Consider the following 24,492-nt stretch of genomic DNA (forward strand, 5'->3'; position numbering starts at 1 on the left):
CGATTTTGCCTTAAAAAAGGCCGTTCCCGGTTCCCCTCAGGACATTTCACTTGGTTAAAATTTTCCTGTCATATTGTATTATAATAAATATCACTTTATAATAAAAGCAGTGTTGATGGATTTGTAATAGGATCTTGTTATGAGTCTATCGGTTTATAAAAATCCAGGATTGGTCTGTTAGTAAGACTTGCTAGTGAACTATTCCGCCATGTGTGTTTACACCTTCTGTGAATGAAAGACAGGTGTATCTATACATGGCTTTTTTGACTTCTTGAAAGAAAGATGGAGGGGAATATGAATATGATGGACGATAAGTCGATCAGTGTCCGCGTTGACGGAACAGAAATTCAAGCACGAGCAGGGGCAACAATTTTAGATATTTTAAATGAAAATGGGATTGAGTATCCGCAAATCTGCCACGTCCCAGAGGTTGATCCGATTCAAACATGCGATACATGCATTGTAGAGGCAGACGGCAAGCTGGTTCGTTCATGCTCTACGGTCGCTGAAAACGGAATGTCAATTGATCTTTCGGGAAATCGGGTGAAAGAGGCACAAACCGAAGCAATGGACCGCCTTCTTGAAAATCATTTGCTGTATTGTACAGTTTGCGATAATAACAATGGGAACTGTACACTGCATAATACAGCGGAAATGATGGGGATCGAGCATCAAAAATACCCTTATACGCCAAAAGAAGATCCGTCTTGTGCGGTTGATATGTCTCACCCGTTTTACCGATATGATCCAAACCAATGCATCGCCTGCGGCCAGTGTGTTGAGGTGTGTCAGAACCTTCAAGTCAATGAAACACTCTCTATCGACTGGGAACGCGAACGTCCGCGGGTTATTTGGGATGAAGGAGTTTCAATCAATGAATCTTCTTGTGTCAGCTGCGGCCAATGTGTCACGGTTTGTCCGTGTAATGCACTGATGGAAAAATCAATGCTTGGCCAGGCTGGCTTTATGACGGGCATCAAGCAGGATGTTATGGAACCAATGATTGACCTTGTCAAAAATGTTGAACCGGGGTACAGCAGCATTTTTGCCATTTCTGAAGTTGAAGCGGCTATGCGTGAAACAAGAACGAAAAAAACGAAAACGGTATGTACATTCTGCGGCGTCGGCTGCTCCTTTGAAGTATGGACAAAAGGACGGGATATCTTAAAGATCCAGCCTGTTTCCGACGCTCCGGTTAACGCGATTTCTACATGTGTCAAAGGAAAATTCGGCTGGGATTTCGTCAATTCTGAAGAACGGATTACAAAGCCTTTAATCCGTAAAAACGGGGCTTTTGTTGAATCATCTTGGGAAGAAGCCCTCGATTTAGTCGCAAGCAGATTAGGTGCAATTAAAGAGACATACGGCAAAGGCTCTGTCGGATTCATTTCTTCTTCTAAAATTACGAATGAAGAAAACTATGTCATCCAAAAATTAGCGCGTCAGGTATTTGAAACAAATAACGTCGATAACTGCTCTCGCTACTGTCAGTCTCCTGCTACAGACGGGTTGTTCCGTACGGTCGGCATGGGCGGTGACGCCGGCACGATTAAAGATATTGCCAAGGCCGGACTCGTCATCATCGTCGGCGCCAATCCGGCTGAAGGACATCCGGTGCTTGCAACACGGGTCAAACGTGCACACAAGCTCCATGGACAAAAATTGATCGTTGCCGACCTGCGGAAAAATGAGATGGCTGAGCGGTCTGATCTGTTCATCAGTCCTAAACAAGGTACAGACCAAGTATGGCTGATGGCCGTTACGAAATATATGATCGACCAAGGCTGGCATGATCAAGCGTTTATTGATGAGAACGTGAATTACTTTGAAGATTATAAAGAAACGCTTAAAACCTATACGCTTGATTATGCGGAACGCATCACAGGCCTTTCTAAAGAAAACATCATTCGAATTGCCGAAATGATTCGTGACGCTGACGGCACTTGTGTTCTTTGGGGAATGGGTGTTACTCAAAATACGGGCGGCTCTGATACGTCAGCAGCGATTTCGAACCTGCTTCTGGCAACAGGCAACTACCGCCGTCCGGGTGCCGGCGCTTATCCACTGCGCGGCCACAATAACGTTCAAGGCGCTTGCGATATGGGGACATTGCCAGGCTGGCTTCCGGGATATCAGCATATTACAGATGACGAAGCACGCGCCAAATTTGAAAAGGCTTATGGTGTGGAGATTGAAGGAAAACCAGGTTTAGACAATATTCAAATGCTTCATTCCATTGAAGAAGGCAAGATGAAGGCCATGTACCTTGTTGGTGAAGATATGGCACTGGTCGATTCGAATGCGAACCATGTGCATGATATTTTATCAAGCCTTGATTTCTTCGTGGTTCAGGACATTTTCCTGTCGAGAACGGCTCAATATGCCGATGTCGTCTTGCCTGCCACTCCATCTCTTGAGAAAGATGGAACGTTTACCAATACAGAGCGCCGTGTGCAGCGATTGTATCAAGCGCTTCCGACACTTGGAGACGCGAAACCGGATTGGTGGATTATTCAAGAGGTGGCAAACCGCTTAGGAGCCGGATGGAGCTACAGCCATCCAAGCGACATTTTCTCTGAAATGGCGAGTCTTTCTCCTCTATTTGGAAAAGCCAGCTATGAGGTGCTTGAAGGCTGGAACACCTTCCTATGGGGCAGCTTCACAGGTGAAAGCACGCCGCTTCTGTATGAAGACGGATTTAATTTTCCAGACAAGAAAGCCCGTTTTGCACTGTCTGATTGGACAGAACCTGCCGCTTTCCCTGAAGAATATGATCTTCACATCAATAACGGCCGGATGCTTGAGCATTTCCATGAAGGAAATATGACAAATAAATCGAAAGGCATTCAATCCAAAGTGCCGAATGTATTCGTCGAAGTATCGCCGGAGCTTGCACAGGAGCGCGGCATTTGTGACGGTTCACTGGTTCGCCTCGTTTCTCCGTTCGGAGCTGTTAAATTAAATGCGCTCATTACTGACCGTGTGCGAAAAAATGAACTCTACCTGCCGATGAACTCGACAGACAAGGATTCAGCGATTAACTTCCTGACAGGGCCTGCGGCTGATAAACGCACGAACACGCCTGCTTACAAACAGACGAAGGTTCGCATGGAGGTGCTTGGAGGCTGCGAAAGCGCACCGCTTCCTAAAACAAATCCGCGTAACAAGAAACGGAATCCGCAAAACGGCGTCGAGGCAGAAAGAAAATGGAAACGCCCGGGTTATGTCCATTTGACTGATTAAATGAAAGGGGGAAACGAAAATGGCCACTCCGATTACAACGATCAAAAAAGAAACAAAAACAGCGGAGCAAATCAAGCTTGAGAAAATCGAGGAGCTGAAGGAGCTGCTGACGGAAAATGAGGATGCCGTCTCGAAAACGATGACGTTAATGAGTGAACTTAATGAGCTTGGCATCTTTGATGCAGCAGCAAGCATGCTGAGGGCGAAAGAAGACATCGCCAAAATCGCGCTTGGCCAGGTATCTCGCGAGCCTGTCACAAACCTCATCAACACGATGATGGCGGCTGGAGGCGCTTTGACAAAGGCTGATCCTGCGTTTACAGGCAAGCTTTTAGAAAGCGTAATGGCGGGAACCGAACAGGCGCAAAGCTTTTTAAAAGAAGACAAGAAAGTCGGCATTCTCGATCTTTTAAAAGCGATGAACGACCCTGATATTAACAGAGCAGTCGGCTTCGGCCTTCAGTTTTTAAAAGGCATGGGAAAAGAGCTGCGGGAAGAATAACAAAAAACAGCCATCAGTTGATGGCTGTTTTTTTATTCGTCGGCTTCTTCCAAGCGCTTCTTATATACAAGTGAACGGTCGGCGCAAAAGAAAGCGCCAGCTAAAAACACGCAATCCGTCATAAACATAACTGATTTCTGGCCTAACGTTAAGCCCTGATCAGGAAGAACCGCGCCTATATATAAAAAAGTGCTGACTGCAAGCAAGGTAAAAGCGAAATGCTTGTAGTCTTCTTTTAATGATTTCATTCTATTCTTCTTCATAAAAGAATCACCTGCCAGATTCATAGTATACGACTATTATAATATACTCTGGCAGCTTACAGAGAAAGTAAATCTATCCATTTGTTATAAAATGTTAAGAGCCTGCTCGATATCTTCCAGCAAATCCTCCCCATCCTCTATTCCCACAGAGATTCTGATCAAGCCGTCCGTAATGCCGAGTTCAAGCCGGCGCTCTCTCGGAATAGAAGCATGTGTCATTCTAGCCGGAACAGAAATTAAGCTTTCTACAGCGCCCAGGCTTTCTGCAATTGTAAACAGCTTAAGTTTGCCTAAAAAGGCATCCACTCGCTCTTCACTGCCAATATCAAAGGAGATCATGCCTCCAAAGCCTGATCCTTGAGATTTCGCAAGCTCATGTCCCGGATGGTTTGGAGAACCAGGGTAATATAACGTTTGAACAGCAGGATGCTGCTCAAGAAAGCTTGCGATTTTCCGCGCGTTTTGATCGATTGCTTCCATTCTGAGCCCCAGTGTTTTGATCCCTCTCATTAACAGCCATGAATCCTGAGGGCCGAGCACGCCGCCTGTTGAATTTTGCACAAAATGCAGCTCTTCTCCAAGCTCTTTCGAAGCTGTAATAACTAAACCGCCGACAACATCACTGTGCCCGCCGAGATATTTAGTCGCACTGTGAAGTACGATATCAGCGCCTAAAGTAAGCGGCTGCTGAAAATATGGTGTATTAAAGGTGTTGTCTACGATTAGAAGAACCCCCGCTTTTTTCGCAATATCTGCCATCAGTGATAAATCGGTGATTTTGAGAAGCGGATTTGTCGGTGTCTCAATATAAATTGCCTTTGTATTGGGACGAATCGCTTTTTCGACTTCTTCTCTGCTGCTTGTATCCACAAAAGTTGATTCAATGCCGAGACGGTTAAGCACCTTTGTCATCACTCGATATGTCCCGCCGTACACGTCATCAGTCAAAACCACATGGTCTCCGCTGTTAAACAGCATCATAACAGCTGTAATTGCAGCCATTCCTGAGCTGAACGCATAACCTGCTTCCCCGGCTTCGAGCTCTGTCACAAGCGTTTCCAGTGCAGTTCTTGTCGGGTTGGCCGTTCTTGAATATTCATAGCCGGTATGCTGGCCTGCTTTTGGCTGCTTGTACGTGCTCACTTGATATATCGGAACGGAAACAGCTCCTGTTTTCTCATCACCTGTGATCCCGCCATGTACCATCAATGTTTTTTTCTTCATATCAGATGCCTCCTTCGTATATATGTTTGCTGATATACCGATCACTGCTGTCTGGGAATACTGTGACAATATTTGTTCCGGCAGACGATTTTTTCGCTTCCTCCAATGCCGCATAAAGCGCTGCACCTGAAGAGCTTCCGATCAGCAGGCCCTCTTTTTCAGCCGCTTCTTTAACAAGTCTAAAAGCATTCTCATCTGTTACCGTATATATTGCATCAAAATGGCTTTCATCCATATAGTCAGGGATAAACTCCATGCCGATCCCTTCTGTTTTATGAGCATGAGGCTCTCCGCCGTTTAATATGGAGCCTTCCGGTTCGACAATCACTGTTTTGACTGCGGGATGTTTTTCTTTTAAGAAGGATGCTGTTCCCGCGAATGTGCCTCCTGATCCTGCCCCCGCGACAAACGTATGAATATTGCCGTCAAGCGCTTTCCATATTTCAGGCCCAAGAGTCTTATAGTAAGTCGATGGATTTACTCGGTTTTTAAATTGCAAAACACAATAGGAATTATCAATTTCCCTCTCCAGCTGTATCGCTTTTCGAATGGCTCCCTGCATTCCGTCTTTACGCGGCGTATGCACGATTGACGCTCCTAGCGCCTGCATAATTTGCTGCTTTTCTTTGCTGAAATGTTCCGGAACACAGAAAATGGCTTTTAAACCATGTTTTCTGGCGTTAAGGGCAAGCCCGATACCTGTATTTCCGGCCGTTGCCTCTATAATGACTCCCCCGGGCTTCACTTTGCCTGAATCCAGGGCGTCACGAATCAGCATATCTCCCAGTCTGTCTTTTATGCTTCCGCCAGGGTTCATCATTTCCAGCTTGGCATATACAGCCACTCCTTCAGGAATATCAAAATTCTTCAAGCGGAGAAGCGGTGTATTCCCAATCAGCTCCGTAATGTCCGTAATAACTGTCATATATGTCCTCCTCCTTGATAGAGGTTGTTTTAGGGAAAACGGAGGAGAACACTCCCCCGTTTTAATGAATTCGTTTGATCACTTTTAACACAAGCTCTGTTGAGTGAACAGCGGCCTGCTCTAAAAATTGGTCAAATGATACATGTGATTCTTTTCCTGCGATATCAGATAATGCTCTGATCACAACAAACGGCGTTTTAAACTGGTGGCACACTTGAGCGACTGCCGCTGCCTCCATTTCAACCGCATACAGATCAGAAAATCTCGCACGCACCTCTTCGACCCGCTTCGGATCATTCATAAAAGAATCACCTGTTGCGATCGTTCCTTTTGCAACTTGAATGCCGTCAAGCTCAGAAATCGCTTCTTCAGTAATGCTGATCAGCTTTTCATCTGCGGCGTAAGCAGCCGGAAGGCCTGGCACCTGTCCGTATTCATAATCAAAGGCCGTTACATCTACATCATGATGGCGAACGTCAGTAGAAATGACGACGTCTCCCACATTCAGTGTATGATGAAATCCGCCCGCTGAGCCTGTGTTAATCACATAATCAGGCTTGTAGCGATCAAGCAGAAGTGTCGTGCTGATCGCAGCATTCACTTTTCCGATTCCTGATTTTAAAAGAATGACTTCAGTTCCTTCATATTGGCCTGTTGTAAATTCACAGTGCGCGATCGTTTCTGTTTTTGCATTTTCCAGTTTGTTTCTTAGGATGGTTACTTCCTCTTCCATTGCTCCGATGACTGCTAGTTTCATCTATACACATTCCCTTCACTTTACCGTTTGATCGCCTCCATTATCCACACGAAGTCGTTTTGCTGAATGAATTGGACTGCAAAACCTTCAGCTGTAAACATCTCTTTCATCGTTTCCAATGTGGGATAATGCTCTGTCTTTAAATCATTCGCCAGCTGATAGAAGCCCTGAGAACGTGCTTTATCAATGGCTTGATTATACGCTTCCTCGTGTTCAAAGACAGTATCGGCAAACACTATTTTATCATGCATGTGAAGGTATTTGCCATATTGCTTTATTGCGGCTCGTTTTTCTTCGTCAGTCAAATGATGAAAAGCATATGAACTGACAATCGTGTCAGCCTGAAATGGCGGTTCAGGGAATGTCAGGAAGTCTCCGTCAACAATTTCCGCCCTGCCGCGAAGCTTGTCAGATGCTAACTTGCGCATCGCCGGAGACGGCTCGACTCCAAATACAGATTTCCCCGCTTCAAGCAGTTTCGCTGTCAAGTTGCCGGTCCCTGGCCCAAATTCTAATACACGAATCCCTGACCGGCTGACAATGGCATTCAAAATATCATCATAGCCTCTGAACGCCTCTTTATACTGAATATCAAAACCTTGAACTGTTTGATCGTAAGTTGCGGCCCAATCCTCAAAAAGAGGGATAAATTCACGTCCCATAGTTGTCACACTCCATATTTTATAATTCCTATAAGCATACTATGAATTAATGATGGAACAGTTCCTATCTTACCATATCTTCTTGAAAGTAGGTACTAAAACACTTTGTGTTTTTTATCCAGTCATATATTGCGCGTACAGCGTAAAAAGGCTTATACTTCATATGACTTGTAAAGGCGGAGGGGTCGAAAGATGAATTTTCAATTGGATCTGATTAAAGACAAAGTAGAATTTTTCGAAGCGGCATCATTGCAGGAGCTTGAAAAGAAAATCAACACACAAATTGAAAACAATAAAGCAATCATGCTGCGTGTGAAATCTGTCTCGCATCAAACTGCTGTGGCAGACGGAAAATTTTTTTACAGCGCCGTTGTTCATTTTGCGGCTGAGGTGTAAAACAAAAGCAGCCGAAAGATTCGGCTGCTTTTGTTTATTTTAATTTTTCTACTTTTGTCGGCTTCCAGCCTTTTTCATCAACCCATGTAATCGTTACTTGATATTTCTCTCCGCTCGTTTTATCTAAAATCTTACCTTTGGCATCCTGAGGGCTGCCGTTATTTCCGAGCCAGAGCACGGTCATGTTATCTGTTGAAACACCGGTTGCATATGATATGGCTTTCAGCATCTCAGCCCAGTCTTGTGAGCTTGAGTCATAAGTGGCAGCATGCTCGCCCTTCTGCTCAGTTCCGACTGCTTTCCAGTCAGGATTTTCATACGTTTTTTCCACATCACTTGATGAGCCGCCATCTGTGACTTTTGCGTCTTTAAGCGGGTCATCTGAATTTGAGTCTGAATCAGAATCAGAGTCATCACTTTTAGAAGAATCATCTTTTTTGGAATCTGAATCTGAGTCAGAAGATTTCTCAGAATCCTTTTCGCTGTCAGATGTATCTTTCTTACTGTCTTTTATATCCTCATCCGATTTCTTTTCCGTCTTTCCTGAAGCCGGAGATTCCTGTTTTTGCGCCGTTTCAGAATCCTTGCTGACATCTTTGCTAGAAGGACTGTTAATGAAGAGATTGGCTGCTACTACAACAATTAGAATAGATACGATTGCGATTAAGATGTTAAGCACTAAATTAGCTTTCCTGCGCTTATCACGGTTTTCATAACGAGATTGATTATTGCTCAATAATTCTGCACTCCTTTATCCCTCTTGGCTCAGCATATATTTTACCATGTGCTGAGAAGTTGTTCTATTTCTGATTGATTTCAATTTCGTGTACTTTTTTAACAATATCATAAAACACCGAATTTGTCAGAGCCTTATCCCCCGGCGTATCCATGTGCAATACGACAAGCGCGTATTTCGGCTTATCCGCGGGAAAATACCCGGCAAACCATTTTTCATAAAGCGTTTCTTTATCTTTTGAAAGCTTGCCTGTCTGGGCGGTGCCTGACTTCCCTGCTACAGTATACGAGAGATCCTGAAACCTTCTGCCCGTTCCGGAAGGAGATTCCACCACCCGCCGCAGCATTTTTTGAAGCTGCTGTGCCGTATATTTGTCTATTGTTTCTCCTTTAAGCTTCTGATCTTTAAACTTGACGAGCGTTGTGCCGTTTTTGTATTCAATCTGCTCTGCGATTTTCACCTGCCGCTTTTCACCGCCGCGGGCGATTGTCGCCATCATATTAGCTACCTCAAGCGGCGTTACCTTTACATTTTTCTGCCCGATCGCTGTTTGCGCAATTGCTTTTTTGACTGATTTGTCTTTTTCATCCCCCCAAATCACACCGCTTTTTTCATTATAGAATTGGCGGAAATCTGACTCGTGGTACAGTTTTCCTTCCCAGCCTGCCCGATCTGTAAGGGACAGCTTTTCTGACATGTCTTCAATGACGGAATGGTCTTTCTTCATTAATTGTTCGGCAAGACTTGTAAACGTGTAATTGCAGCTTTGTGCGAAACTTTCTTCAAAGGACAGGGTTCCTTTGTCGTCTCCCGGTTCGCCGTACAGGTTTAAATTACAATTAAAGGTTTGACTCGGCTTTACCGCGTTATGCTCAATCGCAGCTGCCGCTATCACAGTTTTAAAAACGGAGCCGGGATAGATTGGCGTCAGCATATAATTTTGAAGCGTGTTTTGTCTGGACACATCGGCATCCGGTTTGCTTACGATGCCCAACACACTGCTCTTTTCGATGTCCAGCAGCACCGCTCCTCCTTTTTTCAGCCCCTGATCATCTAGTATGCCTTCTATCGCTTTTTGAATGCTTTGATCAATCGTTGTTTTGACTTGGAGCGGATAAAATGAGTTGGCCTCAGCTGTATATTTGACGTCCATGCCGAACAAAGGGTTTCCTTTTCCGTCCACATGATACAAAAGCTTCGTGTCCTGTTCCGGGAGCAAAAACTCATCAAATGTCCGTTCTAAACCAGTTGTGCCGATTTTCGTTTTAATCGGCAGGTTTTCCTTTTCTGGATACTTATTGCGGAGAAGCGCCGGATCTTGATTGGTTGTGCCTATCGTATGCGAGGCAAGACTGGGCTTGTCTTCATTCTCCATATATACGCCGTAAATGCCAGGATATTTCAAAGAATTGATTTTTGTGATAGATTCCTTCGAAAGTGTTTTGATTTTCTTTTGATGTAAAATAACTGGTTTTTTCGATTTTGCAAGAGTCTGATGCAAATCATCTTCAGACATGCCGAGAATCTCTGCGACTTTTTTAATCGGCCAGTCCTGCGTTAACAGAAAAGGGAACAAGACAACCGCAGGCTCGCTTGTACCCGTCAGCGCTTGGCCGTTTCGATCTAAAAACGATCCTCTGCCGTCAGAAATGAGCACTTCCTCCGTCCGCTGATTAACACTTTCCTGTATTAAATTAATTTTCTTTTTCGAAAATGATTCTGTGAAAAACAGCTGGATTTCCGCGAGCCTCAGCAAAAGCAGAAAAAACACGATTAAAAAAGCCAGGACAGCCAGCTTCATTCGTTTCGATAACTTCATAAAAAAACACCTCACCCACATTGTGGACGAGGTGTTTCTTTGCTAAACGGATATTATGAAATTTTCACAATTTTCACGAGCATTTCTCCGCCCGGCGTCTGAACTGTGACTTCATCATCTACTTTTTTGCCAAGCAGGCTTTTAGCGATCGGCGAGTCGTTTGAAATTTTCCCTTCAAACGGATCAGCTTCAGCGCTTCCGACGATTGTATAAGATTCTTCATCACCATCAGGCAGTTCGACGAAAGTGACGGTTTTACCTAAACCGACAACGTTAGAGCCGCCGTCATCTTCAATGATTTTCGCATTGCGGATCATATTCTCAAGAGTCGTTACACGGCCCTCTACGAATGCCTGCTCTTCTTTCGCTGAGTCGTATTCAGAGTTTTCGGAAAGATCCCCGAAACTTCTCGCGATTTTGATGCGCTCTACTACTTCTTTTCGTTTAACCGTTTTCAAATATTCTAATTCTTGTTCAAGTTTTTGTTTTCCTTCTACAGTCATAGGAAAAACTTTCTCTTGTGCCATGTCCCTTCACTCCTTCTGGTTGTCCCTCAACATCTTCGATTATGTATGAGAGCATAAACTAAAATACAAGAATGAGAACACAGGGCAGTCCTCGTTCTTCTCTCCCATATTGGTACTGTTTATCTTAAACTGAATCTTGTGGTTCTGCAAATATTTCGCGTTTATAAACAGGGAAAGAAGGGAATTTACACATCCCCTTCCTGCCTATACATAATATGGTCAGAGTTATTTATGTCTATGCTATGGTATTACAAAATCGCGTTTTGTTCAAGAATGGTTTGAATTTTTGTGACCATCAGATCAATTGCAACGTGATTTTGTCCGCCTTCCGGGATAATAATATCAGCGTATCGCTTTGTCGGCTCAACGAATTGATTGTGCATCGGGCGGACAACAGACACATATTGTTCAATGACAGAATCAATAGAGCGTCCGCGCTCATTAATATCTCTCATAATCCGTCTGATGATGCGCAAGTCAGCGTCTGTGTCAACGTAAAGCTTGATATCCATCAGGTCGCGCAGCCTTTTATCTTCAAGAACAAGAATGCCTTCAAGAATAATCACGTCTTTCGGCTCTACGTGAACCGTTTCTTCTGACCGTGTGTGAAGCTTATAATCGTAAATCGGCTTTTCAATCGGACGGTAATTCAATAGGTCTTGAATATGCTCGATTAAATAGTCATTATCAAACGCAAGCGGATGATCATAGTTTGTATTCAGCCTTTCTTCAAATGGAAGATGGCTTTGGTCTTTATAATAGAGGTCTTGCTGGATCATTAAAATCGAGTGCCCTTTGAATTGTTCATAAATTGAACGTGTTACACTCGTTTTTCCTGAACCGGAACCTCCTGCGATTCCAATGACTACTGGACTCTTACCCATGGGTGATTACTTCCCCTTTCTCATCATGTTGCTCGGATAAATCTTTTTGTCTAATTTGAATTTGACAATTTGCAGGGGATGGCGGGCAGCGTCTAGCTCATTTCCGTCTTCGTCCCAAATGGTTTCAATCGTATGTGTAAAGTTTTCGATTTCCGGACCGAAAAATTCTACTTCGTCGCCTTTTTTGAAGAAATTGCGCTGCTGAAGAGTGACCATTTGTGTATCCTCATCATAATTCAGCACTAAGCCGACAAAATCAAATGTTGTTTTTTTGCCGTGTTCGCCAAACATTTGCTCTTCATAGCCTGGTGTTCCTTCGAAGAAAGCTGTCGCAGTGTCACGGTTGGCGCATTTATCAAGCTCTTCCAGCCATTCTTTTTGAATCACAAAGTTATCGGGATCAGCGCAATAAGCGTCAATCACTTTACGATATACGCTGACAACTGTCGCTACGTAGTGAATGGATTTCATCCGTCCTTCAATCTTTAAGCTGTCGATGCCCATTTCAATCATTTTCGGAATCGACTCAATCAGCTTCAAGTCTTTCGGACTCATTGCAAACGGAGCGTCTTCTTCACTGTATAAAGCAACGGCATTGGCACCGTCGGTTTGATATAAATCATAATCCCAGCGGCATGACTGGCAGCAGCCTCCACGGTTGGAATCGCGGGCTGTCATGTGATTGCTCAAGACACAGCGGCCGGAGTATGCAATACACATCGCACCGTGAATAAAGGATTCAATTTCGATATCTACTTTTTCTTTCATTTCTCTGATTTCGAGCGCGCTTGTCTCACGGGCTAATACCACACGGTCAAGCCCTTCTTCCTTCCAGAACTGAACAGCCTTCCAGTTGGAGAGAGATTGCTGCGTGCTCAAGTGAACCTCAACATGAGGAGCTACTCTGCGGCAGGTTTCGATAATAAGCGGATCTGCCACAATGATGCCGGCAACATTGGCGTCACCGAGAGCTTTTAAATAATCTTCAAGCCCGTCAATATTCTCATTGTGGGCAAAAATATTTGTCGTGACGTAAATTTTCGCGCCGTATTTTTTCGCAAATTCCACGCCCTCTGCGATTTCTTCAATCGTAAAGTTATCCGCATTCGAACGAAGCCCGTATTCCTGCCCTCCGATAAAGACGGCATCCGCTCCGTAATGCACAGCAATTTTCAGCTTTTCAAGATTCCCCGCAGGCGCGAGAAGCTCTGGCTTTTTCGTAATCACACGCTTACCATCAACTATTTTAGAAATCTTATCATTTACGGCAGTCATAACGTAACCTCCTTTTCATTAATAAACCGTTTCTTTAAAGAAGAAGCCGGTATCTATTTTTCTGTTTACTGGCTGAATGTTTTCAATACGTTCGATCCAGTCTTCTTTTTTCGCTTCGTAATCGTCACGGTTTTCCGCACACAGATCAATCGCTTCTCTGTACATGCTGGTGACTTCCACTAAGTATTCAGATGATTTCAGAACACCGTCGATTTTGAACGAATCGACTCCCGCATCTATTAGATCTTCAAGTTCATCAATGATACACACATCGTTCGGGCTCATGATATGTGTGCCGTTCTCATCTTCGAAAATCGGATATTTATTATGGCGTTCCTTATCATGCAGGAACATGCCGGATTCTTTTTTCTTTCTTTCAATGTCCATGACTTTGCCTTGGTATTCGAAATAGTTTCCGATCAAGGAACGTTTCGACTGGAACATGCAGGTCATTCCATGCACCTGAACTTCAATTTCAACTTCTGCGTTTTCTTTGATCTCAACAATGCTGTCCATATTTAATTCTCTGGCAAGCACAGATCGAGCTGCGCCTTTACGTCCCCAGTAGTTGCATGTATAATAGTTGGTTCCTGTCGTTTCTGTGCTCCAATGAAGCTTCAGCTCCGGCGCTGATTCACGTGCAGCCATAAGAACCGCAGGATCGCCGAATACAGCCGCATCAACGCCCGTTTCCGCTAAGAAAGCGAGATAATCGCCAAGTTCTCCCACTTTATCGTTATGAAAAATTCCATTTACGGCAACGTATACTTTTGCACCTTCGTTATGGGCAATGTCTACCGCTTTCGTTACATCCTCACGGGAAAATTCCCCCGCTAATCTCAGACCGTATCTCTGTTCCCCAACTAAAAACGCAGTTGCCCCCGCCTGAATCAGCGGCAAAATGTCTGCCGTACTTGTCGGTGTGACTAAGAGCTCTGGCTTTTTCATGACGTTCACCTCTTCTTTTTACTGATCGCAAGCCCGTCCCCAACAGGGATAATCGCAGTTTGATAATCCGGATGATTCATCAGCCAATGATTATACTCATCGATTTTTGATACCAGCCTGCGCCTTCTTTTTGGTTCTATTTTGCTGTAATCCTCTGCCACCAGACCTTTAAACAGCACGTTGTCTGTTAAAATCACCCCGTCTGGCGAAAGCATCGGTTCATATAAGTGAAAAAAGTTTTGATATTGACCTTTAGCAGCATCAATGAAAATCACATCATATGGCGCTGTGACATGAACGGCTTCTGCTAATTCGAGCGCGTCCCCGTAAAACACATGGATTCGGTCATCAAGCTGAAAATCCTTTATGTTGTTAACAGCTTCCTCATGGCGTGTCTCATTGCGTTCAATCGTATATATTTCTGCAGACGGCAGTGCCAGCGCCATTCGAATGGCCGAGTAACCGATAGCCGTTCCGATCTCCAGTATTTTCTTCGCCTGTTTGACAGACAAAATTTGGAGCAACACTTCTATGCCCGCTTTTTCCATAATCGGAACATGATGTTCTTCCGCATATGCTTCCAGTTTCCTCACGTTATCCGGCTGAGGCTTCAATAATGCTTCTATATAGTCATTTATTTGTTCATAGCGGTCTGTCACAATAAACAGCCTCCCGTTCTAAAAAGGAGTGCCCCAGTCTTTGACACAGGACACTCTCTGAGCACAACTTGTATACGTTAGTAAACAACCCGATATATTTTATCATAAAACCTTGCGGAATGCGAATAAAAGGAGAGCTTTTGCTCTCCTTTTATTTCTGATTTTTTGCCGAAATATATTTTTCTTTTGCTTTATTATGTTCTTTTAATGTTTTCGTAAATACGACCTCACCGTTTGATTTTGCTAAAAAGTACAGATAGTCCGTTTTATCCGGATGAAGCGCCGCTTCCCATGACGACATTCCGGCATTGGCAATCGGTCCTGGCGGCAGACCGGTGTTTTTATACGTATTGTACGGCGAATCGATTTCAAGGTCTTTATAAAGCACCCGGTCTTTATGTTTGCCAGCCGCGTACAAGACGGTCGGATCGGTCTGAAGCGGCATCTTCTTTTTCAGCCTGTTATAAAAGACGCTGGAAATTTTATGGCGATCCGCTTTTTCAGTCGCTTCCTCTTCGATCAAAGAAGCCATCGTCAGCAGCTTATGCACAGAAAGCTTTTCTTTCTTCATTTCTGTTTTGTATGTTTTCACATAAGAATCTGTCTGTTTCATCATCTCAGTTATGATGTTCTCAAGCGACGTATCCGGATCGTGGAATGGATATGTAGCCGGGAATAGGTATCCTTCCAGCGGATGCTTTATATTTTTCTGAAAAACATCGTTTGTAACGGTGTCCGGAAATTCCTTTTTCAGCTGATTGATAAACGTTTTATCGTCCAGCTTTGCCATGACCTGTTTTGTTGAGTATTTCGTTTCCTCCGCAATGGCGTCGGCGATCTGTGTCAGCTGTTTCCCCTCAGGGACCGTGATTTGAAAGGCGTAGTTTGTTGCTCCGCTTGTCAGCTTCTTGATAATGGCATCCAGATCCATTCCTTTGTTCAGATGGTAGTACCCGGCTTGGAATCCGGAAGCTTTTTTATATTTCACATAGTACTGAAATGCCTTTTCACTTTTTATGACATTGTTTTCCTTCAAAATCGATGCGATCGCAGATACAGACGATCCGCTCGGAATGTTAATATTAACTGTCGTTTTATTGTTTTTTTCAACAGGTTCCAGCAGTGATTTCCCATATAAAAATGCTCCGCCTATGATGAGAAGCAGCACAATAATGGAAGACAGTACAATTCTTTTTTTATTTAAAAATGATTTTTTTTGCTGATTAATATACATAAGGTCTCCTCCCATCAGCTTTTATACTACATGATTCATGCTGTTTCGGCAATTTATTACAAAAAAAGTCTCTTTATAAGCAGAAAAAAAGCCGGAGCAGTATAGGCTCCGGCTTTTGGCGCGGTTTTTACTCTTCGTCTTCTTCCGCTAAAAACGTGTTTAATGTCTCTTCGATCATATCCCATTCTTCATCGGTTTCGATCGGGAATAGTTCGCCGTCTTCACCATCTTCGTTTGGCGTAAAGCTGGAAGCAAGAATTTCTACTTCTTCGTCATTCTTTGTTTCAATTGGGTAGTACAACACATAAGATTTGCCAAACTCTTCGTTTTCAAATGTAAACAGCACTTCGCAAAGCTGTTCATTTCCTTGATCGTCAACAATTGTAATATTTTTTTCGCCGTGTTCCATTATATTCACCTCTGGCTTTAATTTAAGCTGTCAAGATATCCTTGCAGAATCATAACAGCCGCCATTTTATCAATGACTTTTTTTCGTTTCTGCCTGCTGACATCAGCGGCAATCAGCATTTTTTCAGCCGCCATTGTGGTAAGACGCTCGTCCCACAGCACAACAGGAACATTGTACGTGGTTTCAAGCACTTTCGCAAATGTTTGGCTGGCTTCACCTCTCGGGCCGACTGTTCCATTCATGTTTTTAGGAAAGCCGAGCACGATCTTATCTATAGTATAGTCTTTTGTCAGTTCAGATAAACGGGGTAATCCGTAATCGCCCTCTGCTTCATTTATCTTTATGGTCTCAATGCCTTGAGCAGTCCAGCCCATTTCATCGCTCAGAGCAACACCGAGTGTTTTGGTTCCTAAATCGAGCCCTAATATTCTCATTGTTTATTTACGCCTCTTTATGCTGTTCTAAATAAGACTTCACCAATTCCTCGATTAATTCGTCTCTTTCAAGTTTGCGAATTAAATTGCGAGCGTCACGATGCCTAGGAATATAAGCGGGATCACCTGAAAGCAAGTATCCGACAATCTGATTGATTGGATTGTAGCCCTTTTCCTGAAGCGCGTCATACACAGTAATCAGCACCTCATTTACGTTAGTCTCGGCAGAATCATCGGAGAAATTAAATTTCATCGTTTTATCAAACGAGCTCACCGTTTTGCACCTCTTTCCCAAATTCGCAGGCAAAGTTCAGCCTGGGGTCCTAATCTTACCATCATTCTACACTACATGGGCAAATTATAAAACGGATTTCACCCAATCTTCTACAGAAGCCAATGCTTCTTCTAATTTTTCCGGCTGTTTGCCGCCCGCCTGTGCCATGTCAGGACGGCCTCCGCCGCCGCCGCCGCAAACTTCCGCGGCTTGTTTGACAAGCTTGCCGGCATGAAGGCCTTTCTCAATCAGATCCTTTGTAACACCGGCAGAAATATTGACTTTATCATTTTGCACAGCGCCAAGCACGATGACCGCAGAGCCGATTTTTGCTTTCAGTTCATCAACCATTGTGCGGAGATGGTTCATGTCTTTGGCGTTTACCTTTTCCGCAAGCACGCTGACACCATCAACTTCTTTTACTTTTGATAGAATCGCGCCTGCTTCAACGTTGCCAAGTTTCGCCAGAAGAGATTCATTTTCTCTTTGTGCTTCCTTCAGCTCAGCCTGCAGCGCAGCAACGCGCTTCGGCACTTCTTTGATATTTGTTTTCAGTTCGTCGGCAGTCTGCTTCAAAACTGAGATCTGGCTGTTCATTTCCACGTAAGCGCCTTGTCCTGTTACAGCTTCAATCCGTCTAGTGCCCGCTCCGATTCCAGACTCAGATACGATTTTAAATAAGCCGATTTCCGCTGTGTTGCTGACATGGCATCCGCCGCAAAGCTCAAGGCTGTAATCTCCGACTTGAACAACCCTTACAATATCACCGTATTTTTCTCCGAACAGAGCCATAGCTCCCATTTCTTTTGCTTCAGCGATCGGTTTCAGATCAATGCTGACCGGGATGCTTGCCCAAATCTTTTCGTTTACAATGACTTCAATTCGTTCGAGTTCTTCTTTTGTCACTTGCCCGAAGTGTGAGAAGTCAAAACGAAGGCGGTTTTCATTCACAAGGGAGCCCGCCTGATTGACGTGCGTTCCAAGAACATCCTTCAAGGCCTGGTGCAATAAGTGCGTTGCCGTATGGTTTTTAATCACGCCGCTTCTCATATGATCTTCAACCTCAGCTGTTACATGCATGCCTTTTTGAACGGTTCCGCTCTCGACAACGCCTTCATGCACATGCTGGCCGTTCGGCGCTTTTTGCACATCTTTCACTTTTACCACTGCCTGCTCGCTGCGCAAAAAGCCTTTGTCGCCGATTTGACCGCCGCTTTCCGCATAGAAAGGTGTTTCGTCAAGAATGATCTGTACAGTTTCGCCTTCATGTGCTTCTTCAATTAACTGGCCGTCCTGCAGAAGCACAATCACATTGGCATCAGCCTTTGTTTGGGAGTAGCCGACAAATGTGCTTTCTTCTGTTACGTCGCGTAATGCGCCGCCCTGCACCTGCATGCTGCCGACATCCTGACGTGCATTTCTGGCCCGCTCGCGCTGCTGGTTCATTTCTTCTTCAAAGCCTTTATGGTCAACTGTCATGTTCTCGTCTTCCGCATATTCTTCAGTCAGTTCAACCGGGAATCCGTACGTGTCGTAAAGTTTAAAGACATCCGCACCTGAAATGACGCTGCTGCCCTTATCTTTTTCCTTTTTGATCATTTCTGACAAGATGGCAAGTCCTTCATTCAGTGTTTCGTGGAAGCGTTCTTCCTCCGTTTTAATGACCTTTGAAATGAATTCTTCCTTCTCTTTTACTTCAGGGTAGAAAGCAGCCATGATCTCAGCAACAACCGGCACAAGATCGTACATGAACGGACGGTTGATGTTGATCGTTTTGGCATAACGCACAGCGCGTCGCAATAAACGTCTTAATACATAGCCGCGTCCTTCATTTGACGGAAGCGCCCCGTCACTGACAGCAAAAGCAACCGTTCTGATGTGGTCGGCGATGACTTTAAATGCAGTGTCTTTTACATGATCTTGGCCGTATGCTTCACCGGAAATCGTTTCTGTCGCTTTGATGATTGGGACAAACAAATCAGTATCAAAGTTTGTCGGGACATTTTGAATGACAGATACCATTCTTTCAAGCCCCATCCCTGTATCGATGTTTTTCTTCGGAAGCGGCGTATACGTGCCGTCCGGATTATGGTTGAACTCAGAGAATACAAGGTTCCATACTTCAAGATAGCGGTCATTTTCTCCCCCAGGATAAAGCTCCGGATCGTCAGGATCGTTCCCGTACGCTTCACCGCGGTCGTAGAAAATTTCTGTGTTCGGTCCGCTCGGCCCTTCGCCGATGTCCCAGAAGTTCCCTTCCAGGCGAATAATTCTTTCTTCCGGAACACCGATTTTTTTCGCCCAAAACTCATACGCTTCTTCATCTTCCGGATGAACTGTAACAGAAAGAAGCTCTTCGTCAAAACCAATCCACTTGTCACTCGTTAAAAATTCCCAAGCCCATGTGATCGCTTCTTCTTTAAAATAATCACCGATGGAAAAGTTTCCGAGCATTTCAAAGAATGTGTGATGGCGCGCGGTTTTACCCACATTTTCAATATCGTTTGTTCTGATTGCTTTTTGAGCGTTTACGATTCTTGGATTTTCCGGCACAACGCGGCCGTCAAAATATTTTTTCAGCGTCGCAACACCGCTGTTGATCCAAAGCAGTGAAGGATCTTCATGAGGTACTAATGACGCGCTCGGCTCTACAGCATGTCCTTTTTCTTTAAAGAAATCCAAAAACATTTGACGCACTTCAGCAGAAGTTAAGTGTTTCATTGTATTTCCTCCTCTATAAAAATCGAAATTCTCTTCAGTGACAGCAAAAAAGCCCTCCCCCTATGCAAACACACGTTTACACAGGGACGAGAGCTGTCTCGCGGTACCACCCTGATTACAGGCCTTATAATTCGCCCGTCACCTTTCATCCAATAACGCAGGATGTGCGGCAGCGATTAACTGCACTCAGGATTAGCTTCCTCCGATCTTCTGATAAAGCTCCTTTCAGCTTACGGAGCTTCTCTCTTTAACAGGGCTTCGGCGTACTCAGATCCGTCACTCGAGATTCGTATGTATTCTACGAGAAATTATAGACAAGCGGCACGCCAATGTCAATGCTCCGTCCGCATCCGCAGAAAATGGATCATCATTACTTTTAAAACAGCCGCAGCAGGCACTGCCAGTATCATGCCGACAATCCCCGCCAGCTCACCTCCGGCAAGAAGCGCAAGCATGATCACTACCGGGTGCATCTTGAGACTTCTGCCGACAATAAACGGACTGAGGACATTTCCTTCCAAAAATTGAAGTACAAACACCGTAATGACAACGACAAGAACGGCCTTCACAGAAATCGTCATTGCAATCAAAAGCGCAGGAACAGCGCCGATAAAGGGACCGAAGTACGGGATGACATTCGTAATACCCGAGATAAGACCCAGTATCAGCGGATACGGAAGGCCAAATATCCAAAATGTAATACCGGCTACGGCTCCGAGAATCAAGCAGACGAGCAGCTGGCCGCGAATGTAATCACCGAGAGAATCATCTACATCAAGCAAAAAAGCGCTGCCCCGCTTCCTCCACGACTTCGGCGTCAAATACCACACCGTTTTTTTCATCAATTCGATGTCCTTGACCATATAAAATACGAGAAAAGGAATCGTTGCCGCAATTAAGAAATAGTCGAGCACTTTACGGATTCCGCTAATTGCCCCTTCGATTGTGCCGGCGAAAAACGCCTCTGTCTGCCTAATCATTTTGTCTATGCGCTGATGCATGCCGTCCGGCCAGTCATCTGTATGGTTATGCACATGGAGAAGGAGCCCATTGTACGTCTCGGCAAACATAGGTATATTTTCTGACAGATCCGTCAGCTGCACGATTAGAACAGGCACACCTTTATATAATGCCCAGCCCAGTCCGCCAAAAAAAAGGACGTAAATCACCAAAATGCTTAAAGTCCTTGGCAGACCTTTGTCATGAAGCCACTCAGTGACCGGAAGTAATAAATAAGAAATAAAAATAGAAATGATCAAGGGAATAAAGATCGATTTTATGACGAGCCACAGGGGAGACCATAACATATCTAGCATACAAAAGACATAGACTGTTAACAGGACCAATAAACAAATGGCCACCCATAACAAAAGCTGCACCGGTTTCTGGAGCATCTGCTTTCACCTCTTCTATATCTTTTGAGGATTATAGGGAATTATTCTCTTATGTTTTCTTTACACCTACAAATGGATTGGATATTTTCCCACGCTGAATTTTCAGAAAAGTTTGACCCTTTCTCACTAAGGTATGCATCATATCGTGTTGTTACTATCCTCAACCTTGTAAGTTAGTTACATTTACACATAATTATTGAAGTTTCTGTTAGGAGGATTGCGATGATCTCATTTCAAAATGTAAACAAGCATTACGGAGATTTTCATGTGCTAAAGCAGATTAACCTGCAAATCGAAAAAGGTGAAGTCGTCGTCATTATCGGCCCATCAGGTTCCGGAAAAAGCACTTTGCTCAGATGCATCAACAGGCTGGAGACGATTAACGAAGGAACACTTACCGTAAACGGCACAGTTATTAATGACAGAAAAACTGACATTAATAACGTACGGCGAAATATCGGAATGGTGTTTCAGCACTTTCATTTATATCCTCATAAAACCGTGCTGCAAAATATTATGCTGGCGCCCGTAAAAGTACTCGGACAATCCGCTGAACAAGCGAAGGAAACTGCGCTGTATTACCTTGAAAAAGTCGGAATCCCTGAGAAAGCAAACGCCTACCCTTCCCAGCTTTCCGGCGGGCAGCAGCAGCGTGTGGCTATTGCCCGGGGACTGGCGATGAAGCCGGAGGTCATGCTGTTTGACGAGCCGACATCGGCGCTCGATCCGGAAATGATCGGTGAAGTGCTTGATGTGATGAAGAACCTCGCCAAAGAAGGCATGACAATGGTTGTCGTGACGCATGAAATGGGGTTTGCGAGAGAAGTGGCGGATCGTATTGTCTTTATTGATGAAGGAAATATTCTGGAGGAAGCAGCACCGGCTGAGTTTTACGCAAACCCGAAGGAAGAACGGGCACGCCTATTCTTGAGCCGTATTTTAAATCATTAAAAAGAGAAATGGGGGAGTTTGTATGAAAAAGATTTTATCGTTAGCATTGATTTCTTTAATCGCTGTTGTCATGCTTGCTGCATGCGGAAGCAAGGGGTCAAACGGAGAAAGCGCAAAGGATAGCAAAAAAGATACATTAGCTGCCATTAAAGATCAAGACAAAATTGTTTTCGGTGTTAAAACCGACACCAGGCTGTTCGGCCTGAAAAACCCAAGCTCAGGTGATATCGAGGGATTTGACATCGACATTGCCAAACAAATCGCTAAAGATATTTTAGGCGACGAAAACAAAGCTGAATTTAAAGAAGTCACATCAAAAACAAGGATCCCGATGCTTCAAAACGGAGATATCGACGCCATTGTCGCAACGATGACGATCACTGATGAACGAAAAAAGGAAGTTGACTTTTCCGATGTCTATTTTGAAGCAGGCCAATCACTTCTCGTGAAAAAAGGCAGCAAGATCAAAAGTATTGAGGACCTTGGCAAAGGCTCGAAAGTTCTCGCTGTAAAAGGCTCCACTTCCTCTCAAAACATACGCGAAAAGGCGCCTGATGCGAGTGTATTAGAGTTCGAAAACTACACCGAAGCCTTTACAGCGCTGAAATCCGGTCAAGGCGATGCTCTCACAACGGATAATGCCATTTTATACGGAATGGCTGACGAGAATAAAAATTATCAATTAACAGGAGAACCATTCACGGATGAGCCATATGGAATTGCCGTAAAAAAAGGACAATCGGCTCTCGCAAAAGAAATTAACGCTTCTCTCGAAAAGATGAAATCGGACGGTAGATATGACGAGATTTATAAAAAATGGATTAAAGAAGAACCAGCTGAATAACGAACATCCCGGGGTGAGCAGGCGATGCTCATCCCGATTTTATAAGGAGAGTGAATAAAGCATATGAATGTGTCTATTCTATTCGATAACTTCGACATGTATATGGACGGTTTTTACCACACGCTGCTCGCAAGCCTGATCGCGCTGGCCGGCAGCTTTGCGCTTGGCGTTCTTGTCGCGGTGATGAGAATAACAGTATTTAAGCCCTTGCAATGGCTCGGGACGGCTTATGTCGAATTTATCCGCAATATCCCCTTGCTTTTGATTACATTTGTCTTTTACTTTGGACTTCCAAATGCGGGTCTGAGGCTGGATGGATTCCAAGCGGGTACCGTTGCGCTCACAATTTATACGTCTGCTTTTATCGCAGAAGCCATCAGAGCCGGCATCCAGTCTGTTTCAAAAGGGCAAATGGAAGCAGCAAGATCGTCAGGCTTTACCTACAGCCAGGCAATGATATATATCATTTTGCCCCAGGCGATCAAAATTGTGATCCCCCCCTTGGGCAATCAATTTTTAAACTTGGTCAAAAACTCGTCTATTCTCGGGGTTGTTGCCGGATTGGATCTCATGTATCAGGCGGATTTGGTGTCATCAAGCACGCTCGTCGTTTTTGATGTCTATATCTTTGTGGCACTCTTTTACTTAGTGCTGACGATACCGCTTAGTATCGGTGTTAACTATTTGGAAAAACGGCTGGAAAGAAGCTATTGATAAGGAGTGAAAAACATTGGATTTCATCGGAGCTTATTCATCTGAACATTTAGCTTTTTTATGGGACGGCTTTCTCGTCACACTGTACGTTGCATTTATTTCTATCATTCTGAGCTTTATTTTTGGGTTGATCGCAGGTACTCTCCGCTATGCGAAAATCCCAATTCTTTCTCAACTGATTGCCGTTCTCGTTGAAACGATCAGAAATCTCCCCTTATTATTAATTATTTTCTTTACGTTTTTCGCCCTGCCGGAAATCGGGATCAAACTTGAAATTACAGCTGCCGCTATTACAGCCTTAACAATCTTTGAATCCGCCATGCTTTCTGAAATCATACGGAGCGGCCTGAATTCAGTTGACAAAGGGCAGATTGAAGCGGCGCGTTCCTCCGGTCTTAGCTATACACAGACACTTTTCTTTATTGTGATGCCTCAGGCGCTTCGCCGGATGGTTCCGCCGATCGTAAGCCAGTTTATTTCTTTATTAAAGGATACATCGCTAGCTGTTGTGATTGCCCTGCCTGAGCTTATTCATAACGCGCAGATTTTAAACGGGCAAAGCGCTGACGGTAGTTATTTTTTCCCGATTTTTCTGCTGGCGGCATTGATGTATTTTGCAGTCAATTACAGTCTTTCACTTGCAGCCAGACGCCTAGAGGCACGGCAGACATAAAAAGGATACTCTAAAGAGAGTATC

General features: G+C 44.2%; 25 protein-coding genes. 7 read left to right on the forward strand and 18 right to left on the reverse strand.

Annotated features, from left to right (window positions below; genetic code table 11):
* Window positions 1-300 precede the first annotated feature (300 nt).
* Window positions 301-3,243, forward strand: coding sequence for a formate dehydrogenase subunit alpha (gene fdhF / locus NSS75_RS14655; RefSeq protein ID WP_101861182.1), 2,943 nt, complete (start codon window positions 301-303; stop codon window positions 3,241-3,243).
* 19 nt (window positions 3,244-3,262) lie between these two features.
* Window positions 3,263-3,745 (forward strand): DUF1641 domain-containing protein, encoded by a 483-nt coding sequence (locus NSS75_RS14660; protein WP_010335090.1) that lies wholly within the window; start codon window positions 3,263-3,265, stop codon window positions 3,743-3,745.
* A gap of 32 nt (window positions 3,746-3,777) precedes the next feature.
* Here NSS75_RS14660 and NSS75_RS14665 read toward each other — a convergent pair whose 3' ends face one another.
* The 5 genes from NSS75_RS14665 to NSS75_RS14685 all read right to left on the reverse strand — a co-directional run bounded on the left by NSS75_RS14665 (window position 3,778) and on the right by NSS75_RS14685 (window position 7,576).
* Complete coding sequence (locus NSS75_RS14665) at window positions 3,778-4,008, reverse strand: YrhC family protein (protein ID WP_010335091.1); 231 nt, start codon at window positions 4,006-4,008, stop codon at window positions 3,778-3,780.
* An 84-nt stretch (window positions 4,009-4,092) separates the two neighbouring features.
* Window positions 4,093-5,232: a bifunctional cystathionine gamma-lyase/homocysteine desulfhydrase gene (locus NSS75_RS14670; protein WP_024122290.1), complete on the reverse strand. Its 1,140-nt coding sequence runs from the start codon at window positions 5,230-5,232 to the stop codon at window positions 4,093-4,095.
* A 1-nt stretch (window position 5,233) separates the two neighbouring features.
* Window positions 5,234-6,157 carry an O-acetylserine dependent cystathionine beta-synthase gene (locus NSS75_RS14675; protein ID WP_213417775.1) on the reverse strand — a complete coding sequence of 308 codons (924 nt, stop codon included), beginning with the start codon at window positions 6,155-6,157 and terminating at the stop codon, window positions 5,234-5,236.
* A gap of 61 nt (window positions 6,158-6,218) precedes the next feature.
* Window positions 6,219-6,914, reverse strand: coding sequence for a 5'-methylthioadenosine/S-adenosylhomocysteine nucleosidase (gene mtnN / locus NSS75_RS14680; RefSeq protein WP_024122292.1), 696 nt, complete (start codon window positions 6,912-6,914; stop codon window positions 6,219-6,221).
* Between the two features lie 20 nt (window positions 6,915-6,934).
* The gene (locus tag NSS75_RS14685; protein WP_024122293.1) at window positions 6,935-7,576 is read right to left on the reverse strand and encodes a class I SAM-dependent methyltransferase; all 642 of its coding nucleotides are present in this window, start codon (window positions 7,574-7,576) and stop codon (window positions 6,935-6,937) included.
* 192 nt (window positions 7,577-7,768) lie between these two features.
* Here NSS75_RS14685 and NSS75_RS14690 point away from each other — a divergent pair, with 192 nt between their 5' ends.
* Complete coding sequence (locus NSS75_RS14690) at window positions 7,769-7,972, forward strand: YrzA family protein (RefSeq protein WP_024122294.1); 204 nt, start codon at window positions 7,769-7,771, stop codon at window positions 7,970-7,972.
* Window positions 7,973-8,006: 34 nt separating this feature from the next.
* Here NSS75_RS14690 and NSS75_RS14695 read toward each other — a convergent pair whose 3' ends face one another.
* The 13 genes from NSS75_RS14695 to NSS75_RS14755 form a co-directional block, all read right to left on the reverse strand.
* On the reverse strand, window positions 8,007-8,708 hold the full coding sequence (locus NSS75_RS14695) for a YrrS family protein (protein ID WP_339233552.1): 702 nt from the start codon (window positions 8,706-8,708) through the stop codon (window positions 8,007-8,009).
* Between the two features lie 64 nt (window positions 8,709-8,772).
* On the reverse strand, window positions 8,773-10,527 hold the full coding sequence (locus NSS75_RS14700) for a penicillin-binding protein 2 (RefSeq protein WP_024122296.1): 1,755 nt from the start codon (window positions 10,525-10,527) through the stop codon (window positions 8,773-8,775).
* Window positions 10,528-10,580: 53 nt separating this feature from the next.
* On the reverse strand, window positions 10,581-11,054 hold the full coding sequence (gene greA, locus NSS75_RS14705) for a transcription elongation factor GreA (RefSeq protein ID WP_010335099.1): 474 nt from the start codon (window positions 11,052-11,054) through the stop codon (window positions 10,581-10,583).
* Window positions 11,055-11,302: 248 nt separating this feature from the next.
* A complete protein-coding gene (udk, locus tag NSS75_RS14710) occupies window positions 11,303-11,938 on the reverse strand; it encodes a uridine kinase (RefSeq protein WP_010335100.1) in 636 nt (211 codons plus the stop codon).
* Between the two features lie 6 nt (window positions 11,939-11,944).
* Window positions 11,945-13,213 (reverse strand): U32 family peptidase, encoded by a 1,269-nt coding sequence (locus NSS75_RS14715; protein WP_044154332.1) that lies wholly within the window; start codon window positions 13,211-13,213, stop codon window positions 11,945-11,947.
* Window positions 13,214-13,231: 18 nt separating this feature from the next.
* On the reverse strand, window positions 13,232-14,161 hold the full coding sequence (locus tag NSS75_RS14720) for a peptidase U32 family protein (protein ID WP_101864613.1): 930 nt from the start codon (window positions 14,159-14,161) through the stop codon (window positions 13,232-13,234).
* A 5-nt stretch (window positions 14,162-14,166) separates the two neighbouring features.
* Window positions 14,167-14,820 carry an O-methyltransferase gene (locus NSS75_RS14725; RefSeq protein WP_024122299.1) on the reverse strand — a complete coding sequence of 218 codons (654 nt, stop codon included), beginning with the start codon at window positions 14,818-14,820 and terminating at the stop codon, window positions 14,167-14,169.
* A 151-nt stretch (window positions 14,821-14,971) separates the two neighbouring features.
* Window positions 14,972-16,054 carry an endolytic transglycosylase MltG gene (gene mltG, locus NSS75_RS14730; protein WP_216394341.1) on the reverse strand — a complete coding sequence of 361 codons (1,083 nt, stop codon included), beginning with the start codon at window positions 16,052-16,054 and terminating at the stop codon, window positions 14,972-14,974.
* A 127-nt stretch (window positions 16,055-16,181) separates the two neighbouring features.
* Window positions 16,182-16,463 carry a DUF1292 domain-containing protein gene (locus NSS75_RS14735; RefSeq protein ID WP_010335105.1) on the reverse strand — a complete coding sequence of 94 codons (282 nt, stop codon included), beginning with the start codon at window positions 16,461-16,463 and terminating at the stop codon, window positions 16,182-16,184.
* Between the two features lie 17 nt (window positions 16,464-16,480).
* Window positions 16,481-16,897: a Holliday junction resolvase RuvX gene (gene ruvX / locus NSS75_RS14740; protein ID WP_024122301.1), complete on the reverse strand. Its 417-nt coding sequence runs from the start codon at window positions 16,895-16,897 to the stop codon at window positions 16,481-16,483.
* Window positions 16,898-16,904: 7 nt separating this feature from the next.
* Window positions 16,905-17,171, reverse strand: coding sequence for an IreB family regulatory phosphoprotein (locus tag NSS75_RS14745; protein ID WP_003225903.1), 267 nt, complete (start codon window positions 17,169-17,171; stop codon window positions 16,905-16,907).
* An 84-nt stretch (window positions 17,172-17,255) separates the two neighbouring features.
* A complete protein-coding gene (gene alaS, locus NSS75_RS14750) occupies window positions 17,256-19,892 on the reverse strand; it encodes an alanine--tRNA ligase (RefSeq protein ID WP_095714639.1) in 2,637 nt (878 codons plus the stop codon).
* 332 nt (window positions 19,893-20,224) lie between these two features.
* Window positions 20,225-21,286 (reverse strand): AI-2E family transporter, encoded by a 1,062-nt coding sequence (locus NSS75_RS14755; RefSeq protein ID WP_024122303.1) that lies wholly within the window; start codon window positions 21,284-21,286, stop codon window positions 20,225-20,227.
* A gap of 222 nt (window positions 21,287-21,508) precedes the next feature.
* On the opposite strand from NSS75_RS14755, the gene NSS75_RS14760 reads away from it, so the two are divergent.
* The 4 genes from NSS75_RS14760 (at window position 21,509) to NSS75_RS14775 (ending at window position 24,468) form a co-directional block, all read left to right on the forward strand.
* Window positions 21,509-22,237, forward strand: a complete 729-nt coding sequence (locus NSS75_RS14760) for an amino acid ABC transporter ATP-binding protein (protein WP_024122304.1) — start codon at window positions 21,509-21,511, stop codon at window positions 22,235-22,237.
* Window positions 22,238-22,259: 22 nt separating this feature from the next.
* Window positions 22,260-23,081, forward strand: a complete 822-nt coding sequence (locus NSS75_RS14765; RefSeq protein WP_024122305.1) for a transporter substrate-binding domain-containing protein — start codon at window positions 22,260-22,262, stop codon at window positions 23,079-23,081.
* A 63-nt stretch (window positions 23,082-23,144) separates the two neighbouring features.
* A complete protein-coding gene (locus NSS75_RS14770; RefSeq protein WP_024122306.1) occupies window positions 23,145-23,795 on the forward strand; it encodes an amino acid ABC transporter permease in 651 nt (216 codons plus the stop codon).
* Window positions 23,796-23,811: 16 nt separating this feature from the next.
* Window positions 23,812-24,468, forward strand: a complete 657-nt coding sequence (locus NSS75_RS14775; RefSeq protein WP_024122307.1) for an amino acid ABC transporter permease — start codon at window positions 23,812-23,814, stop codon at window positions 24,466-24,468.
* Window positions 24,469-24,492 lie beyond the last annotated feature (24 nt).

Source organism: Bacillus sp. FSL K6-1012 (assembly GCF_037964915.1).
Classification (GTDB): Bacteria; Bacillota; Bacilli; order Bacillales; family Bacillaceae; genus Bacillus; species Bacillus halotolerans.